The organism is Cellulosilyticum lentocellum DSM 5427 (genome assembly GCF_000178835.2).
GTDB lineage: Bacteria > Bacillota > Clostridia > Lachnospirales > Cellulosilyticaceae > Cellulosilyticum > Cellulosilyticum lentocellum.
In genome coordinates, this window is record NC_015275.1 from 696,049 (window position 1) to 715,212 (window position 19,164).

The 19,164-nt window shown below is 34.6% G+C and carries 14 protein-coding genes; all 14 read left to right on the top strand.

The window, feature by feature from the left end; genetic code table 11:
• Positions 1-22 precede the first annotated feature (22 nt).
• Positions 23-2,047, top strand: a complete 2,025-nt coding sequence (locus CLOLE_RS03035) for an alpha-glucuronidase (protein WP_013655595.1) — start codon at positions 23-25, stop codon at positions 2,045-2,047.
• Positions 2,048-2,072: 25 nt separating this feature from the next.
• Positions 2,073-4,187 (top strand): glycoside hydrolase family 3 protein, encoded by a 2,115-nt coding sequence (locus CLOLE_RS03040; protein ID WP_013655596.1) that lies wholly within the window; start codon positions 2,073-2,075, stop codon positions 4,185-4,187.
• A 25-nt stretch (positions 4,188-4,212) separates the two neighbouring features.
• Positions 4,213-5,280: a mannonate dehydratase gene (gene uxuA / locus CLOLE_RS03045; protein ID WP_013655597.1), complete on the top strand. Its 1,068-nt coding sequence runs from the start codon at positions 4,213-4,215 to the stop codon at positions 5,278-5,280.
• Between the two features lie 14 nt (positions 5,281-5,294).
• Complete coding sequence (locus tag CLOLE_RS03050; RefSeq protein WP_013655598.1) at positions 5,295-6,872, top strand: mannitol dehydrogenase family protein; 1,578 nt, start codon at positions 5,295-5,297, stop codon at positions 6,870-6,872.
• Positions 6,873-6,905: 33 nt separating this feature from the next.
• Entirely contained in the window at positions 6,906-7,697 is a 792-nt protein-coding gene (locus CLOLE_RS03055) for a polysaccharide deacetylase family protein (protein WP_013655599.1), read from the top strand.
• Between the two features lie 410 nt (positions 7,698-8,107).
• Positions 8,108-9,202: an IS630 family transposase gene (locus tag CLOLE_RS03060; protein ID WP_013655600.1), complete on the top strand. Its 1,095-nt coding sequence runs from the start codon at positions 8,108-8,110 to the stop codon at positions 9,200-9,202.
• 177 nt (positions 9,203-9,379) lie between these two features.
• Positions 9,380-11,185, top strand: coding sequence for a MutS-related protein (locus tag CLOLE_RS03065; RefSeq protein ID WP_013655601.1), 1,806 nt, complete (start codon positions 9,380-9,382; stop codon positions 11,183-11,185).
• Positions 11,186-11,351: 166 nt separating this feature from the next.
• A complete protein-coding gene (locus CLOLE_RS03070) occupies positions 11,352-12,212 on the top strand; it encodes an AraC family transcriptional regulator (RefSeq protein WP_013655602.1) in 861 nt (286 codons plus the stop codon).
• Entirely contained in the window at positions 12,212-12,664 is a 453-nt protein-coding gene (locus tag CLOLE_RS03075; RefSeq protein ID WP_013655603.1) for a hypothetical protein, read from the top strand. The genes CLOLE_RS03070 and CLOLE_RS03075 overlap by 1 nt, the downstream gene beginning before the upstream one ends.
• A 132-nt stretch (positions 12,665-12,796) precedes the next feature.
• A complete protein-coding gene (locus CLOLE_RS03080) occupies positions 12,797-13,504 on the top strand; it encodes a GntR family transcriptional regulator (protein WP_162145062.1) in 708 nt (235 codons plus the stop codon).
• Between the two features lie 314 nt (positions 13,505-13,818).
• A complete protein-coding gene (fsa, locus tag CLOLE_RS03085) occupies positions 13,819-14,472 on the top strand; it encodes a fructose-6-phosphate aldolase (protein ID WP_013655605.1) in 654 nt (217 codons plus the stop codon).
• A 129-nt stretch (positions 14,473-14,601) separates the two neighbouring features.
• Positions 14,602-16,578, top strand: a complete 1,977-nt coding sequence (tkt, locus tag CLOLE_RS03090) for a transketolase (protein WP_013655606.1) — start codon at positions 14,602-14,604, stop codon at positions 16,576-16,578.
• Positions 16,579-16,656: 78 nt separating this feature from the next.
• On the top strand, positions 16,657-18,396 hold the full coding sequence (locus CLOLE_RS03095) for a sensor histidine kinase (RefSeq protein ID WP_013655607.1): 1,740 nt from the start codon (positions 16,657-16,659) through the stop codon (positions 18,394-18,396).
• Complete coding sequence (locus CLOLE_RS03100; protein WP_013655608.1) at positions 18,396-19,151, top strand: response regulator transcription factor; 756 nt, start codon at positions 18,396-18,398, stop codon at positions 19,149-19,151. Before CLOLE_RS03095 ends, CLOLE_RS03100 begins: the two co-directional genes overlap by 1 nt.
• Positions 19,152-19,164 lie beyond the last annotated feature (13 nt).

Sequence of the window (19,164 nt, forward strand, 5' to 3'; positions counted from 1 at the left end):
CAATAAGAAAGAGGAGCGTATGATGAATGGTAACGAAAAAAGTAAAATGTATCACTGCTGGCTGGACTATCAACTACATAAAAAGCAATCAAAAGAATGGATTTATGGCAATCAAATTTACTGCGCTGAGGACCTATTAAAGGAAGGGGTAATTCAATCAGCCATTGATGAGCTAAAATTGTTTTTTCTGCAACACTTTGACTTAAGTATGGACGTAGTAACCAAAAGGCCAGTACAAGCACATATCGCCTTAGACGTTGCAGAGACTTATGGATTAAAGGAAGGCGCTTATGAAATGGTCGCAGAAGACAATCAGCTTCTAATACATGCAGATAGTTGTAACGGGATTTTATATGGTGCATTTGGATTGATACAAGTTATTAAAAGGCAAATACCTGTTCAAGGACTAAAGATTAAAGAAGAACCCATTAATAAAATAAGAATGATTAACCACTGGGATAATAGTGACGGTAGTATTGAAAGAGGTTATGCAGGAAAGTCTATCTTTTATCATAACAATGAAATCATACAAGACATGGGTAGGATTAAAGACTATGCTAGGTTATTAGCTTCTGTAGGTATTAATAGTATTTGTATCAATAATGTAAACGTTCATCATTATGAGACTCAATTTATTACAGACATTTATTTAAAGGATATTGCACGTATTGCTAAAGTGTTTGAAACTTATGGTATTCGTCTGTTCCTGAGCGTTAATTTTGCAGCGCCTATTAGCCTTGATCATTTAGAAAATGCAGATCCTTTAAATACAGAGGTTAGAGAGTGGTGGAGAAAAACAGCCGAGCACATTTATAAGGTAATTCCCAATCTAGGTGGATTTTTAGTGAAAGCAGACTCAGAAAATAGGCCTGGACCGTTTACTTATGGACGTACTCATGCAGAAGGCGCCAATATGCTAGCAGATGCTGTAAGAGCTTATGGGGGGCTTGTTATATGGCGCTGCTTTGTTTATAACTGCCATGTGGATTGGCGAGATAGGACAACAGATAGAGCTAGAGCGGCATATGACCATTTCATAGATTTAGATGGCCAATTTAATGATAATGTAATTTTGCAAATCAAGAATGGTCCTATGGATTTCCAAATTAGAGAACCATTATCGCCATTATTCGGAGGACTTAAAAATACGAATCAAATTTTAGAGTTTCAAATCACACAAGAATATACAGGACAACAAAAGCATATTTGCTTTTTGGTACCTATGTGGAAAGAATGCTTGGATTTTGATACTTATGCAAAAGGAGAAAATAGCAGGATTAAAGATATTGTAAGTGGCAATTTATTTGGTAATAAAGAAACAGGCATAGCAGGTGTTGTGAATATTGGAGACAGTGAGTGCTGGAGCGGAAATCCTATGGCAGCAGCTAATTTATATGGCTTTGGTAGACTATGTTGGAATCCTCATTTATCTTCTAAAGAAATTGCAGATGAATGGATTAGTCTTACATTAGGATCGGATAAAAAAGTTCGTGAGGTAGTTAGTAAAATACTTTTAACGTCTAGAAAAACTTATGAAGATTATACTGTACCTTTAGGTATAGGCTGGATGGTTAATGTAGGCCACCACTATGGTCCAAATATTGAAGGATATGAATATTCACCTTGGGGAACCTACCATTATGCCGATTACAAGGGTATAGGTGTTGATCGTACTATGGAAACAGGAACGGGTTATGTAAGACAGTATCTAGAACCTAATAGGAGTTTGTACGAAAATATTAAAACTTGCCCAGAAGAACTTCTTTTATTTTTCCATCATGTTGCTTATGACTATGAGCTAAAAGATGGTAGGACACTATTACAATATATATATGATGTTCACTTTGAAGGTGTAGAGCAAGTAAGTAGCTATCAAAAAGCATGGAAAAGCCTTAATGGAAGCATAGACCAAGACTTTTATAATGCAGTTAACGAAGGTTTAGAAATTCAGCTAAAGGACGCTAAAGAATGGCGGGATGTGGTTAATACTTATTTCTATAGAAAAACAGGGATAAGGGATAGTAAAAATAGAAAAATTTATGAGTAGTAGAAGCTTGTAAGGAGGTGTAAAGATGGAAGAAGTATTTATGAACAAAGCAGGGCAGCTAGTAGCACAAATGGATCTATTAGAAAAAGCCTCTATGCTCAGATATGATTCTCCTGCCATTAAAAGATTGGGAGTACCAACTTATAATTGGTGGAGTGAGGCTTTGCATGGAGTTGCTAGAGCAGGTGTAGCAACAGTGTTTCCACAAGCTATAGGTATGGCAGCTATGTTTGATGAAGAATATCTCTATGAAATAGCAGATATTATCGCGACAGAGGCTAGAGCTAAGTATAATGAATTTGCTAAAAAAGAAGATAGAGATATTTATAAGGGAATGACCTTATGGGCACCTAACATTAATATATTTAGAGATCCAAGATGGGGAAGAGGACATGAAACCTATGGTGAAGACCCTTATTTAACATCACGCTTAGGGGTTGCTTTTATTCATGGCTTACAAGGAGATGAAAATCATCACTATTGGAAAGCTGCAGCATGTGCTAAGCACTTTGCAGTTCACTCAGGGCCAGAAGAAGAGAGACATCACTTTGATGCAGTTGTTTCTAAAAAAGATTTGTATGAAACTTATTTACCTGCTTTTGAAGCAGCAGTTACTAAGGGGAAAGTAGCAGGAATGATGGGAGCTTATAACCGTGTCAATGGAGAGCCTGCCTGTGGAAGTAAGGTTTTACTACAAGATATTTTAAAGGAAGAATGGGGCTTTGATGGTTATGTTGTCTCAGATTGCTGGGCTATTCGTGATTTTCATACAGAACATATGGTAACACATACGGCTACAGAATCTGCAGCATTAGCAATTAATAATGGTTGCCAGTTAAATTGTGGTAATACCTATTTACATATGCTACAAGCTTATAAAGAAGGTCTTGTAACAGAAGAAACCATTACAAAATCAGCGCAGAAGCTTATGGCAATTCGTATGAAATTAGGATTGTTTGATAAAAACTGTGAGTATAATAAAATTCCATATGAAGTCAATGATTGTAAAGTTCATCGTGACATTGCCTTAGATGTAGCTAGAAGGAGTATGGTACTGCTTAAAAATAATGGTATTTTACCACTTAATTTAAAACAAACAAAAGCTATTGGTGTTATTGGCCCTACAGCCAATAGTCGTACGGTTTTACAAGGTAATTATTTTGGGACAGCTTCTAGATATACTACTTTTTTAGAGGGGATTCAAGATTATGTTGGAGATGCAGCAAGAGTTTATTATGCAGAGGGATGTCATTTATTTAAAAACAGCATATCTGGTTTGTCCTGGGAAAATGATAGATTATCAGAAGCCCTTATAGTAGCAGAACAAAGTGATGTTGTTATTCTCTGTCTTGGTTTAGATGCAAGTATAGAAGGAGAACAAGGCGATACGGGAAATGCCTTTGCCGCAGGCGACAAAAGTGATTTGAACCTAATTGGAAGACAACAATTGCTTTTAGAAGAAGTACTAAAAATAGGTAAACCAACTATTCTTATTTTAAGTAGTGGTAGTGCCATGGCTATTCATACAGCCCAAGAATACTGTGAGGCAATTCTAGAAACTTGGTACCCAGGTCAATCAGGTGGTAAGGCACTAGCACAGCTTTTATTTGGAGAGTATTCTCCTAGTGGCAAATTACCAATAACCTTTTATAAAACCACAGAAGAATTACCGGATTTTAGAGACTACAGTATGGCTGGGCGGACGTATCGTTATATGAAAAATGAGGCGCTATATCCTTTTGGTTATGGTCTTAACTATGCCAAGGTAGAAGTGAAAGATGCAGTCATAAAAGAGAGAAATATAGAAAATGAAATCATCTATGAAATACAGCTTCAAGTCACTAATCAATCAGAAGTTTGTACTTATGATGTAGTGCAGGTTTATATTAAAGATATGGAATCTAGATGGGCCGTTCCTAATTACAGCTTATGTGCTTACAAATCTATTTATTTAGCTGCATATGATGAACCTCAAATAACGCTTCAAATAAAACAAAGTGCTTTTGAAATCGTTGATGAAGAGGGTAAACGTTATATAGATAGTCATCATTTTAAGCTATTTATTGGCACAAGTGGACCAGATAAGAGAAGTGTTGAATTAACAGGAAGAAGGCCTATTATTAAGGAGATTTATTTGTAAGAGAGATTAAGGAGGAATTTGCAAGATGGAAATGACATTAAGATGGTTTGGCAATGGATTTGACAGTGTATCACTAAAGCAAATTAAACAGATTCCAGGTGTTACAGGGATTATCTCTACTTTATACGATACAAAGCCTGGAGAAGTATGGCAGCTAGATCGTATAAAAAAACTAAAAGCAGAGATTGAAGCAGAAGGTCTTAACCTTTCGGGAATAGAAAGTGTCAATATTCACGACGCTATTAAAGCCGGGAGTAAAGAAAGAGACGAATACATAGAAAACTATATTCAATCTTTATCCGCATTAGGTGAAGCAGATATCCATATGGTATGTTATAACTTTATGCCTGTATTTGACTGGACACGATCAGACTTAGCTAAAAGGAGATCAGATGGTTCAACTGTACTAGCGTATAATCAAAAAATAATTGATGCCATTGATCCAGATAAAATGTTTAGTAGTATGGAGCATAAATCCAATGGTTTTATTATGCCAGGTTGGGAACCAGAACGTTTAGCTCAAATTAAAGAGCTCTTTACTTTATATGCAGAGATTGATGAAAAAAAACTATTTGATAACTTTGTTTACTTCTTAAAAGCCATCATGCCAATTTGTGAAAAGTATGAGATTAAGATGGCTATACATCCAGATGATCCAGCATGGCCAGTATTTAACTTGCCACGCATTATTACGAATAAAGAGCAAATACTACGGTTCTTAAAAGCAGTTGATAATCCTTATAATGGACTTACTTTGTGTACAGGTTCACTAGGTTCTAATCCTCAAAATGATATACCTGATATTATTAGAAGCATTAAAGGTAGAATACATTTTGCCCATGTTAGAAACTTAAAGCATGAGAGTCCAGGTGTATTTGAAGAAGCTGCCCATTTATCTAAGGATGGTTCTATGGATATGTATGAGGTGATGAAAGCCTTATATGATACAGGGTTTGATGGACCCATCAGACCGGATCATGGAAGAATGATATGGGGAGAAGTTGCTATGCCGGGGTATGGTTTGTATGACCGTGCATTAGGAGCATGCTACTTGAATGGTTTATGGGAAGCTATTACAAAATCAGTGAGCTAAAGGAGGCGAGAAGGGTGAAACTGAATCAAGAGTTAGTCACAACACTAAAATCACAAAAAGAGATAAGATGTTTTAATTATGATAGAAAAAAGATAAAAACAGCTACTTTAGCAGCACCTATATGGCTGCATTTTGGGGCAGGCAATATTTTTAGAGGCTTTATAGCAACACTGCAAAATCAGCTTTTAGAAGACGGAAAAAGTGACAAAGGTATTATAGTCGTTGAAACGTATGACACAGAGATTATTGATCTTGCTTATAAACCTTATGATGATTTAAATGTTTCAGTAACTCTCAAAAGAGATGGAAGTGTTAATAAGGAGATTATAGGAAGTGTTATAGAGTCAGTAAAGTCAGATAAAGAAGGATGGCAACGCCTAATACACTTTTTTGAGGAAGACTCTTTGCAAATGGTGACTTTTACTATTACAGAAAAAGGATATAGTGTCTCTAGTTATGAAACAGATTTTGAAAGAGAGCCAGAAGCAAGTGAGAGTTTAATGGGCCAATTAACTTATTTGTGCTACTGCAGATATAAGAAAGGAGGTAAGCCGATTGCGGTAGTGAGCTTAGATAATTGTTCACAGAATGGGAAGAAGTTACAAGAATCAGTTTGCAAATTTGCAGAAGAATGGATTAAGAGAGGCAAGATGGATGAAGCATTTAAAACTTATTTGCAAGATCCTAAGAGGGTGTCATTTCCTTGGTCTATGATAGATAAAATTACGCCTCAACCTAACAAAAAGGTTCAAGAAATGCTTATAAAAGCGGGTTTTGAAGAAATGCCCATTATTAAAACGAGTAAAAACACATGGGTTGCTCCCTTTGTGAATGCAGAAGAAATTCAGTATTTAGTGATAGAAGATAGTTTCCCAAATGGTAGACCATGCCTAGAAGATGCAGGTGTTATTTTTACAACAAGAGAAGAAGTAGAACGCACTGAAAAGATGAAAGTATGTACTTGCTTGAATCCATTACATACAGCATTAGCTATATTTGGATGCTTATTAGACTATAAAACTATTGATGAAGCAGTAGGTAATCCATTACTCCTCCAACTGATTGAAAAGATTGGTTATGAAGAAGGGTTACCAGTTGTAACGAGTCCAGCCATGGTTAATCCCTATCATTTTATCAAGGAAGTCATAGAAATCAGACTACCTAATCCGTTTATTTTAGATAGTCCATGGCGTATTATTGCAGATACTTCGCTGAAAATGCCTATACGGTTTGGGGAGACACTTAAGGCTTATAAAAGGCAGGGGGAGAATAAGATAGAACAATTAACATACATTCCTCTAGTCATTGCTGGTTGGTGTCGCTACTTATTAGGCATTAATGATGCTGGAGAAGCATATGAAGTAGGTCCTGACCCAAGAGGGGCTATTTTACAGAAGGCATTAGAAGGTTTATACTTAGGTAAGAATGAAAATATAAGTTTAAAACTAGCACCTATTTTGTCAGATGAAAGTTTATTTGGGGTGAATTTATATGAGGTAGGATTAGGTACTAAAGTAGAACATTATTTTGCAGAGCTTACAGCAGATACAAATGTCATACAAAAAGTACTAGATAAATATTTAATGCAATAATTAAATAGATCACTTTTAAAAGGAGAGTTAGAGATGTGCTTAGAATTTTTATACCCTGAGGCAAAAAAGAAAGCAATAACTTTTAGCTATGACGATGGTCAAGTATATGATGAACGACTAATTGACATTTTTAACAAGTATCATATGAAAGCAACCTTTCATTTAAATTCAGGAATCTTAAATAAAGAAGGTTATGTGAAAAGTAATGCTTTAAAAGAACTATATAAGGGGCATGAAGTAGCATGTCATGGAAAGAATCATAAATATTTAGGACAGTTAACAAAAGAACAACTTATTAATGAAATTTGGGAAGATAGAAAAAATCTTGAAGGCTATATAGAACAGCCAGTAGTAGGAATGTCTTATGCCTTTGGTGAGTATTCAATGGGCATTAAGCAAACGTTAGCACAATTAGGAATTAAGTATTCTAGAACAGTTGAGTCTACACAGGGTTTTGGCATTCCAGGTGATTTCATGTGCTGGCATCCTACATGTCATCATAATGACTCTATTATGGAGAAAGCAGATGTCTTTCTAAATATGCCTGAGTATATGAAGAGTCCTTTATTTTACATATGGGGACATAGTTTTGAGTTTGGTAGAGAAAATAATTGGAGTGTCATAGAAAAATTCTGTGAGAAAATAAGTTTTAAGGAAGATGTATGGTATGCTACCAATTTAGAAATTGAACACTATATTAATGCTATGCGCCACCTTACAGTAAGTACAGATGAAAAGATGTACATCAACAATGCCGATATATCCATCTGGGCAGAGTATGAAGGAGCGGTGATAGAACTTAAACCAGGCTATACTAAGCTGTGAAAAAAGACTCTATAAAATAGGACTAATCGTATACTGGATTTAGGACCATAAGAAAAAAGGAAGTTTGTGTCAGTGATGACAGCTTCCTTTTTTGTATATCTGATATTTTTATCATTCTTATTCTAGGGGGATAGCCGCCTTAAATAAATAAAATAATAAGTGAATTAAATTTATAAGTATATATATGTCAATACAGTTTGTGAAAGCCGTCAATGAAATAATAAAAAACTTTTTAAAAGAAATATAAAAAGATTTTTGTTATTAGCATATATAGGTATTTAAGGACAGTGGTTGTGATTATATTTTACAAACAATTACTATAGATAAACCATTTTAAATACTGTTATATGTTTGTATGATTTCTGTTATTTTTCATATCCTAAGTAAAAAAGGATTAGGAGATGACATTTATGAGCAGAACAACTTCCGTAACAGCTGAACTTCATGGATACTCGTTAGAAGAACTAAAAAAATTAAGAAGATCTTATTCTACAGAGATAGGTAGGAATGTTCTTACGACAGTTGTTATGCTTATAGAAGGCAATTCAGTTAAACAAATTGCAGATTTTCTTGCAGTACGTTTAATTACTGTTTATACCTATATAAATCGTTGGAATGAGCTTGGTATTTCTTCTTTAGAAGACTATAGAGGTAGAACCCCTTCTAATTGCAAAATGACAGCTGAAATGGAACATGATCTTTTAGAAGTGGTTCAGCATAATATCCCTAATGATTTTGAGTTTCTAGGCAATGTTTGGACTGCCAAGCTTTTATCAGATTATCTTAATCAAAACTACGGGATAAGGCTATGCCCACAATGTATTAGAGATACACTTCATAAAAACAACTATAGCTTCAAACGAGCTCAAAAAAGACCAAGTAAAGGTGTAAAATCTGAGCAAGAATCGTTTAAAAAAATGATAGAAACTACGAGTACTGTAGAAAACGATTCTGATAGTGTTTTGTATGTTATGGACGAAACTGCCCTAAGAACAGAATCTGATAACAGGAGAACTTGGAGTCCAGTTGGGGTGTCCCCTATCTTAGAAAGCAATGGTTCTCATCAAGGGGTTAATATTATTGGTGCAACAGAAATAACCAAAAACTTTGATACAATAGCCGATATATATGATGCAGCACATACTATCAAAGGTAAAGAAATAAAAGAATTTTTAAGTGAACTATTAGAACGTAATCTTGGAAAGAAGGTGTATGTTGTTTTAGATAATGCTAAAACACATAATAATCATGAGATTCAAGAGTTCTGGAGTCAAAATACTAATAGGTTAGTACTTATTAATACCCCCGTTTATTCACCACAACTTAATCCACAAGAAAACATTTGGAACTTGCTTAAGAATAAAGTGTATACAGTAGGTGCTAAAGAGAGTACTGATGCACTCTTTGAAGAAGTTAATCATCTATATAATCAATTCAATGATGATAAAGGGCTAATTAAAAACATCGTTAATCCCAGAAATTACTACTTCAAGTCCAGAATATAAGTAGGTATTTTAGTCCTACTTATTTCCTGAAATATTACAACATTATTTAGTTTTATAAATGGTTTATCTATATACAAAGTAAAAGAAAGTATTTAAAATATAATCAGATACTAAATGCTAAGGTTTTGTAGTGTTGAACTGTCGGTAGTCTAAATGAACCATGAATAGGAGAATCGGATGAAGAAACAAAAGTATTTATCTCATATAGAACAGATAAACACAGTATTAAGTATTTTAGAGCATAGGTTAGACAAAGTAGGATGGCTTAGAATAGCTACTTTTTTACTAGGGATAGTTAGCATTATAGCAGGTTTTGAACTTAAAAATAATTTTTATTATATGATTGGGATTTTACTTATATTAGGTTTTATAGGTTTGGTAAAACATTATAATAAGTTAAAAAACCAAAAGCAATATGAAACAGCTAAAAAAGAAGTGGTAGAAGGTTATGTAAAACGTCTAGGACAAGAGTGGTTAGATTTTAAAGAGGATGGAAAAGATTATATTACTCAAGATATTCCTAGAACCAAGGATTTAGATTTATTAGGTAAAGGTTCTTTATTTCAGTATATTTGTGTTGGACATACACCTTACGGGAAAGAAGCGCTAGCAAAAGCATTAGTTGAGGGCGCTCAACATGAACAAATCTCTAGAAGGCAAGAAGCTATTAAAGAGCTACTTAATGATGAAGCATTTGCCTTGCATCTTCAGACTTTAAGCCAGATGATTGGGAAGAACGAAGAGGGGATAGAAACTCAAACAATGGAAGCTTTTGTAGAGCTAGCTGAAGGGGAAGGCAAGAAGCAGAGTATAGTAATGAAGGGCTTAGCGCTAGTACTCCCCTTTATTGTACTTTTCTCTAGTGTTTTAATTGGGATTCATAGACAAACACCACTGACTAATTTGTTAGGAAGTCTTGGTATACTGGTTCAGATAGGATTAGGTGCCTTTTACTATAGGAAGCATAATATGGTATTTGAGCCCATTATTAAGTTTAGCCAAAACATAAAGGCTTATGAAGCCTTTCTCTATGCTATAGAAAACAAAGAGTTTAAGTGTGATTATTTAAAAGACCTGCAAAAAAGCTTATGTGACCAAGGTGGTCCGAAGAAGGCTTTAAAGGGACTTAAACAATTAACAGAAGCCTTAAAAGTAAGGTTTAATGGACTAGGTTATATGATTGTAGCAAGTACTTTAATGTGGGATTTTCATTGTATGGATATTTACTATATGTGGCATAAACAATATGGTAAATCAGTCCGTCGTTGGTTAAAGGTGATGGGAGAAATGGAAGCCCTCCTAAGTCTAGCTGTCATTGGTGAAGTAAAAGAAGATTATGTTTTTCCACAGGTAGAAGAAACCAAAGAGCCTTTTGTAAATTTTTCACAGTTAAAACACCCATTGATACAAGAACAAACAGCGGTAGGCAATGCATTAGAGTTAAAAAATGCTACCTGTATTATTACAGGTTCCAATATGTCAGGGAAAACTACTTTTCTAAGGACAATAGGTATTAACCTAGCTTTAGCTTATGCAGGGGCACCTGTATTAGCAACTAGATTTGAAGCCGCACGCATGGAGGTACTCACTTCAATGCGTATTGAAGATAATGTCAATGAAGGTATTTCAACTTTTTATGCTGAACTCTTACGCATTAAACAAATGATCACATTAGCAGAATTAAAGCAGCCGATGCTTGTATTAATAGATGAGATTTTTAAGGGAACGAATTCAGCTGATCGTATATTAGGTGCTACAGAAACCATTCATGCTTTAGAAAAACCATGGATTACGGTCATGGTAAGCACTCATGATTTTGAACTATGTGAACTTGAAAATAGTAGCAAAAGAGAATCTTATAACTATCACTTTACAGAGCATTATAAAGACAATGAGATACAGTTTGACTATCAACTTCAAAAAGGTCGTTGTAAGACCACTAACGCCAAGTATTTACTGAGAATGGTAGGAATTATAAAATAGGTAAATAAGAACCCTAGTTAATAATACTAATTTGGTATTTAACTAGGGTTCCATTGTTTATAAGGAGTTGGATAGGTATAATAAAAGTAAGAAAACTCTCATTTTTAGGCATTAGAAGAGAGGCTAAGTGACTCACCTTAATATATGATAAAAAGGAGCTGAAAAAATGGAATGGATACAATGCTTAAACCGTGCTATGAAGTATATTGAAGAGCATTTAGAAGATGAAATAAAGTATGAAGAGGTGGCTAAGTTAGCTTGCTGTTCAACTTATCATTTTCAAAGAATGTTTACTTATATGGCAAATGTGCCACTTTCAGAATACATACGACGTAGGCGAATGACTATGGCAGCAGTAAGATTGCAAAGTACAGATATAAAGATTGTGGATCTTGCTCTTATTTATGGCTATGAATCTCCTACAGCTTTTAATCGTGCTTTTCAAAGCATCCATGATGTGACACCCTCTAAGGCAAGACAAGAGGGCATTAGTTTAAAGGCTTATCCTCCTATCAGCTTTAGTTTATCTATTAAGGGAGATGTAGCAATGAATTACAGAATCGAAAAGAAAGAAGCTTTTAGAATTATAGGGATTTCTGCTCCATTACATCAAGACATAGAAAAGAATTTCGAGGTAGTACCGATGATGTGGCAAAAGGCCGCAATGAGCGGCACTATAGAAAAGTTAGCAGCAATGATGAATGGAGAACTTAAAGGCATACTAGGGGTAAGTGCATGTAATGAAAGAGAACAGTGGAAGTATTTTATTGCAGCAGCAAGTCATGAGCCTTTAGATGAATCACTAGAAGAACTCACAGTGCCTCCAGCAACCTGGGCCATTTTTTATGGAGAAGGGACTATGCCAGAGGCAGTGCAGGAATTAGAAAGAAGGATTGTGACAGAGTGGCTACCTACTTCAGGCTATGAATATGGAAACGCACCAGATATAGAAGTTTACCTTTCACCAGACCCACAAAATGCAAAGTTTGAAGTTTGGATTCCAGTCATGAAAAAGGAGGATAACTAGTGGTTCATTTAGTATACTGCGATGATAAGGAAAAGGTATTAGAAAAAATAGTAGAAGGTTCAAAGACAATGATTATAAGAGCAGCAGCAGGACGAAAAATACCTCATAGTAGAGTGTTTGAAGGAGAAAAACTTTACTTCATGAAAAAGGGAACAGGTAAAATCACGGCAATGGCAACTGTAGAATCCGTACAAAACTATATTAAGCTAACAGAAGAAGAGATTAATAGTACACTTGAAAACAATCAGCCCCAGCTCAATTTATCCAAAAAACAACAAGAACGATGGCACAAAAAATGTATGTGTTTAGTGGCATTTACAGGTACCCGAGAAATAGAACCTTTAGCATTTGACCATCAAGGGAATATGGATGATTGGCTAATTATTGAGAAGATTGAAGATGTCGTTGTAGGAACAAGCATTCCTTATAATTATGAAAAGTCAAGATTTTAATTCATTTTAATCGTTTGTTGCTTTTTAAATTATTTCACCTGAATTGTTACAATATGTTATAATAAATGAGATGATTTAATATTAAGGACAAGGAAAAGGTGCCATATGCAAATTCAAAACAACTTTTTACCTATGTACTATCAATTAAAAAATATAATTATTGATATGATTGAAAATGAAGAGATCGGTGTAGACGAATGTATACCTTCAGAACCTAAGCTTATGCAGACTTATAACTTAAGTCGTACTACAGTTAGAAAAGCTATTGATGAACTGGTTAATGAGGGTTATTTATATAAAAAGCAAGGCAAAGGAACCTTTGTGAAAGGGCGTGGTTTTGAGCAAGGACTTATTAAGCTATCTGGTTGTAGTGAAGACATTAGACGTTATGGTCTAGAACCAAAACCTTTTGTATTAAAAGCTACTATAGAAAAGCCCTCAAAACGAGTAGCCAAGATGTTAGAAATCGACCAAGAGCAAGAAACCTTTTACATGGAACGCGTTATTTACGGGGATGAAATCCCTATTAATAAAAACAAGAGTCATATTCCTTATCATCTTGTACCAGGTATTGAAAAAGTGGATTTCAACAAAGAATCCTTATATAAGGTGATTGAAAAGGACTATGGCATAGTCATTACTAGAGCTATTCGTACAGTAGAAGCCATTTTAGCTAATGAGGAAATAGCACTTCAGCTTAAAATTAAAGAAGGGGCACCTGTCATGCTATTTAAGGGACAAGTTTATGCAGATATGAAAGGTAAAGAGGTTATAATAGAGTATTTTGAAGCGATTTATCGTTCAGATCAATTTCAATTTTATATTGAGCAACATAGATGATAAAGTTATAAGGAATCACACATTAATTGAACCTGTAAAGGTTACAGTAATTAATGTGTGTTTTTTTGTTAAATAGGAAATATCAAGTGATGAATAAAGGCAAGTTTCAACGGAGAAAGTAATTGAGAAAACTTTTTTAATAAGATTTAAATACACTTTGATAAAAATATTTAGACTTTATAATCAGATACTATTGAAAAATTAAAAATATAGTAGTATATTTAACTTGTACGGACAACATAACGACATGATGAAAAACAACGTGATAATAGATTCAATAAAACTTTATATACAACTATTTAGGAGGAATTAAAATGAAATTATTTGTGGACACAGCTAATACTGAAGAAATTCGTAAGGCAAATGACCTAGGAGTAATCTGTGGGGTAACTACTAACCCTTCTCTTATTGCTCGTGAAGGACTTGAGTTTAAATCAGTTATTAAAGAAATTACAGAGATTGTAGATGGCCCTATTAGTGCCGAGGTTATTTCACTTGAAGCACCTAAAATGGTAGAGGAAGCTTTAGAACTTGCTAAAATACACAAAAATATTGTTATTAAATTACCTATGACAGAAGAAGGTTTAAAAGCAACGAAACAGCTAACTGCCAAAGGGATTAAAACCAATGTAACTTTAATTTTTTCAGCTGCACAAGCTCTACTTGCAGCTAGAGCTGGAGCTACTTATGTTAGTCCATTCTTGGGAAGACTAGATGATATAGGAACAGAAGGTATGCAATTAGTAAGAGACATTGCAGAAATATTTGATATCCACGGCATTGAAACAGAGATTATCGCAGCTAGTGTACGTAGTCCTCTTCATGTAGTAGATGCAGCTAAAGCAGGAGCTCATATTGCAACTGTCCCTTATAACGTCATTATTCAAATGACTAAACATCCTCTTACAGATAATGGTATTCAAAGATTCCTCAAGGATTGGGAAGGTTTAGAACAAAAGCTTAACTAACAATAACCCCCTTATTTTGCATATGGCCCTTCTTTTAAGGTCATATGCATATATTTTAAAGAACTAATAACTGTCATAATTACAGAACAAGGTATTTAGAAGATTTTAATAGGAGAAAGGGAGTAGAAAATGAAAGTAGAGCAAAAAACAATTAATACTATTCGTGTATTAGCAGCAGAAGCTGTTCAAGAGGCTAATTCAGGACATCCAGGATTGCCTTTAGGTTCTGCGCCTATGGCATATACTTTATGGGCTAATATGGCACATAATCCTAAAAATCCAAAATGGGAAAATAGAGACCGCTTTGTTCTTTCAGCAGGACATGGTTCAGCCCTATTATATGCTTTATTACATGTATTTAATTATGGACTCACAGCAGAAGACCTCAAGAATTTCCGCCAAGAAGGAAGCCTAACACCAGGTCATCCAGAGTATGGACATACTGTTGGAGTAGAAGCAACTACAGGACCTTTAGGACAAGGAATTGCCATGGCAGTAGGTATGGCCATGGCAGAAAAACATTTGAGTGCTGAATTCAACAAAGAGGGATATCCTATTGTAGATCATTATACCTATACATTAGTTGGAGATGGCTGCTTGATGGAAGGTATTTCTTATGAAGCAGCGGCCTTAGCAGGTACTCTAGCATTAGGTAAGCTTATTGTACTTTATGACTCAAATAATATTACAATTGAAGGTAGTACCAATATTGCTTTTAAAGAAAACGTAAGAGCACGTTTTGAGGCACAAGGTTTTGAAACCTTCCTTGTAGAAGACGGTAATGATATAGCGGCTATTAAAAAAGCACTAGATGAGGCTAAAGCTAATCTATCAAAACCAAGCTTTATAGAAATAAAAACACAAATTGGATATGGTTGCCCAAAGAAACAAGGAAAAGCAGCAGCACATGGTGAGCCTTTAGGACAGGAGAATTTAGCAGAAATGAGAAGCTTTTTAGAACACCATGATCAAGCATTCTTTGTAGAAGATGAAGTGAAAATGCATATTAAAGAACTTAATCAAGCGGGTGCTAAGAAAGAAGCTGAGTGGCAGAAGTTATTTGAAAGCTATGCCAAAACTTATCCAGAATATGCTAAGAAGTGGGAGCAGTGGCATAACCCAGAAGAAGTAAAATTATATATTTATGATAAGTATCAAGATACAAGTAAGAAAATGGCTACACGTGTAGCATCTTACGAAGTCATTAATCATATGGCAGACATAGTTGATTACATAATAGGAGGATCTGCAGACCTTGCTCCTTCGACTAAGACTTATATGAATGATAAGGGGGATTTTAGTAGCGAAGACTATACAGGGCGGAATCTTCACTTTGGCATTCGTGAACATGCTATGGGTGCTATAGCAAATGGTATCACTTTACACGGGGGACTTAGAACCTTCTGTTCAACCTTCTTTGTATTTAGTGATTATATGAAGAATCCAATGCGATTAGCAGCACTTATGAAATTGCCAGTAACTTATGTATTAACTCATGATAGCATAGGAGTAGGAGAAGATGGTCCAACACATCAACCTATAGAGCAGCTAGCAATGCTTCGTAGTACGCCAAACCTTATAACTTTTAGGCCAGCTGATGCGAAAGAAACAGTGGCAGCATGGGAGTATGCACTAAATAGTAAAACAGAACCAGTAGCTATTGTTCTTTCAAGACAAGACCTACCTTTCCTTGAAAAATCAGGAGAAGAAGCTAAGAAAGGTGCCTATGTCGTAGGTGGTGTAGCGCCAGAAGAGGCGGAGATATTATTAATTGCAACAGGTTCAGAGGTACATTTAGTTGAACAAGCAATAAAAGTATTAGCTGAAGAAGGTATTAAAGCAAGTGCTATTAGTATGGCATCTGTAGATGTTTTTGAAAAGCAATCTGACGAGTATAAAGAATCTATCCTGCCAAGTAATAAGGTAAAGAGAATTGCAATAGAAGCAGCTACTAGCTTCGGTTGGCATAAGTACACAGGATTTGAAGGACAAGTGATTTCAATAGATACCTTTGGTGAGTCAGCTCCGGCAGGTATTATATTTAAAAAGCAGGGATTTGCAGTAGAGAATGTAGTAAATCAAGCTAAGCAAATGTTACGTAAATAGAGACTAAAAAAGGTGTTGCACAACTAAAGAGTAAGTTGTACAGCACCTTTTTGTTTTAAGTTATTAAGGAGAATGACTATGAGAAAGCTAGCATATTCAGATTGGAAGATTTCAATTAAGTTGTCTATTATGTATATGTGTTTTTTGGTTTTTCCCTTAAGTATATCGCTTACCATCTATGCTTATATAAGCAATCAAATTACTATTGAAAAACAAGTAAGTCTAATAACACAATCATTAAACTCGCTTGAAACGAATATTGATAATGTCATTACTAATGTTAGCAATAACTCTAGAATTATAATAGCCAATAATGAAATTCAACAAGTTATTAAAGAAAAGAGTAATACAGAATTAGTAGCCAATCAAAACAGGGTTTCGACAGCTCTAGTGGAGATGGTTCACTCTATACCTTATGTTCAGTCCATTTATGTATTTGATCATTATGGTCATCGATATGGTTCAGATAAGCATTCTTTGAAGTCTTTAAAATTTACATCTATTGAAGAGGCCTCTTGGTACGAGAGAGCAAAGGATGAGAAAGGTTATTATATTATTGAGATTAATGCAGATGATATTTTTTTGAATGGAGAAGCAGAAAATACCATTTCTTTGATTCGTATTATTAATAGCACAGTGACAATGAAGCCCATAGGCACATTGATGATTAACATCTCAGAGGAGGCCTTTAAAAGTAATTATGATGAAATTTCAAGTGGCTATAGTCCTAATATTTTACTGCTGAATGAAAATCAAAAAGTAATTGCTACAGAAGGGGATATCTCTAAAGAAATAATTAATGAGGTTTTTCCTAAAGGATTAAAGGATGAGAAGGGGTCACGCATTGTAAGTGTAAATGATAGTAGGTATTTATTTTCATACAAAGTGTTATCTAAATATGGCTGGATGGCTATTATGAGTATTCCAATAAAGGAATTAGAGAGGGAACCTTATCAAGTAGCCATTGTTGTTATTATTATTATGAGCGGTATTTTTGTTATGGTGAGCTGTTTAATTATGTCTCACACTATTACAAAACCTATTGAAAGATTGGTTCATTCAATGAAACAGATGGAAACTGGAAAGTTTGTAAAGGTAGATATAAAGACAGGAGGCGATGAGGTTGGTGAACTTAAAAATCATTATAATGATATGGTAGATGAGATTGAAAAACTCATTAAAAGAATTTATGCAGAACAGCAGTTTAAGAGAACTGCTGAACTTAGGATGTTGCAAGAACAAGTAAAGCCCCACTTTTTATACAATACTATTGATGCCATGCGGTTTTTGGCTTATTCAGGAAGAAATGACGAACTTTGTGAAGCGCTAGAGGCCTTTGGAAATTACTATCGTACTAGCTTAAGTAAGGGAAGTGAAATTATTTCACTTGAAGAGGAAATAAATATTGTAAAAGATTATTTATACCTGCAAAAAATGAGATATGGAGAGACCATACAGTTTACCTTTGAAATAGAAGCTTGTGTACTGCCCTATACAGTACCAAAACTTATACTGCAACCATTAGTGGAAAATGCTATTTACCATGGTATTAAACCAAAACAACAACTAGGGCATATCGCCATTCGTTCGAGATTAGAAGAAAACTATATTTTACTTGAAGTAGAAGATGATGGGGTTGGTATGGCAGGAGAAAAAATAGCAACTATTATGAATAATAAGGCAAGCTTTGGGTTAAGGGGAACTTTTGAACGATTGAACATTTTTTTCGAAAGAAGAGATTTATATAGGATAGAAAGTGAGGAAGATAGGGGGACGAAGATAATGCTTTATATACCAATAGGGGGGAGTAGAGAGTAATGATTAAAGTGCTCGTAATTGATGATGAAGAGAAAACCAGGGGACTTATTAAGCTGCTTATTAACAAGGAACTAGGGATAAATATGATTTGTGAAGCTACTAATGGAGAAGAAGGTATAGCAGTGATTAAGCAAAAATATCCAGATATAGTCATTACGGATATAAAGATGCCTATTGTAGATGGTTTAGAGTTGACTCAAAAAGCATTAGCTTATAACCCCGATTTGATTATTATTATGATTAGTGCCTATGAAGAATTTGAGTATGCCCAAAGAGCTATCAAATTAGGGGTGTCTGACTATCTTTTAAAACCTATTAGAAAAAATGAATTAAATGAAGCTTTAAAAAAAGCTATTATGAGGGTAAAGGAAAGAAGGCTTAAGTACGGCATTAGTGAAAAGGAAAGTGCATCGAGGCCAGTCATTCAACAGGTATTAGAGTATGTGAGAGAGCATTTAAGTGATCAAGATCTATCTTTATCAACAGTGGCCGCCCATTTTTTTTTGAATTCATCTTATTTAAGTAGATTATTCAAGAGAGAGGTAGGCGAACCTTTCATAGAATATCTTACAAAGGCAAGAATCGAGAGAGCTATATGGTACCTTGAAAATACAGATAAGAAAGCTTATGAGATAGCTGAATTAGTAGGTGTAGTAGATGCTACTTATTTTAGTAAATGTTTTAAGAAAAATAGGGGGATGTCCATTCATGATTATAAAAAAGTGATAAAAAATTATAAGGATAACTTACAATAGGTAAAAAAATTAC

What these genes read in the sequence shown, in the direction of transcription:
- CLOLE_RS03035 (WP_013655595.1), top strand. Translation starts at nt 23, where the DNA reads ATGAATGGTAACGAAAAAAGTAAAATGTATCACTGCTGGCTGGACTAT.
- CLOLE_RS03040 (WP_013655596.1), top strand. Translation starts at nt 2,073, where the DNA reads ATGGAAGAAGTATTTATGAACAAAGCAGGGCAGCTAGTAGCACAAATG.
- uxuA (WP_013655597.1), top strand. Translation starts at nt 4,213, where the DNA reads ATGGAAATGACATTAAGATGGTTTGGCAATGGATTTGACAGTGTATCA.
- CLOLE_RS03055 (WP_013655599.1), top strand. Translation starts at nt 6,906, where the DNA reads ATGTGCTTAGAATTTTTATACCCTGAGGCAAAAAAGAAAGCAATAACT.
- CLOLE_RS03060 (WP_013655600.1), top strand. Translation starts at nt 8,108, where the DNA reads ATGAGCAGAACAACTTCCGTAACAGCTGAACTTCATGGATACTCGTTA.
- CLOLE_RS03065 (WP_013655601.1), top strand. Translation starts at nt 9,380, where the DNA reads ATGAAGAAACAAAAGTATTTATCTCATATAGAACAGATAAACACAGTA.
- CLOLE_RS03070 (WP_013655602.1), top strand. Translation starts at nt 11,352, where the DNA reads ATGGAATGGATACAATGCTTAAACCGTGCTATGAAGTATATTGAAGAG.
- CLOLE_RS03080 (WP_162145062.1), top strand. Translation starts at nt 12,797, where the DNA reads ATGTACTATCAATTAAAAAATATAATTATTGATATGATTGAAAATGAA.
- fsa (WP_013655605.1), top strand. Translation starts at nt 13,819, where the DNA reads ATGAAATTATTTGTGGACACAGCTAATACTGAAGAAATTCGTAAGGCA.
- tkt (WP_013655606.1), top strand. Translation starts at nt 14,602, where the DNA reads ATGAAAGTAGAGCAAAAAACAATTAATACTATTCGTGTATTAGCAGCA.
- CLOLE_RS03095 (WP_013655607.1), top strand. Translation starts at nt 16,657, where the DNA reads ATGAGAAAGCTAGCATATTCAGATTGGAAGATTTCAATTAAGTTGTCT.
- CLOLE_RS03100 (WP_013655608.1), top strand. Translation starts at nt 18,396, where the DNA reads ATGATTAAAGTGCTCGTAATTGATGATGAAGAGAAAACCAGGGGACTT.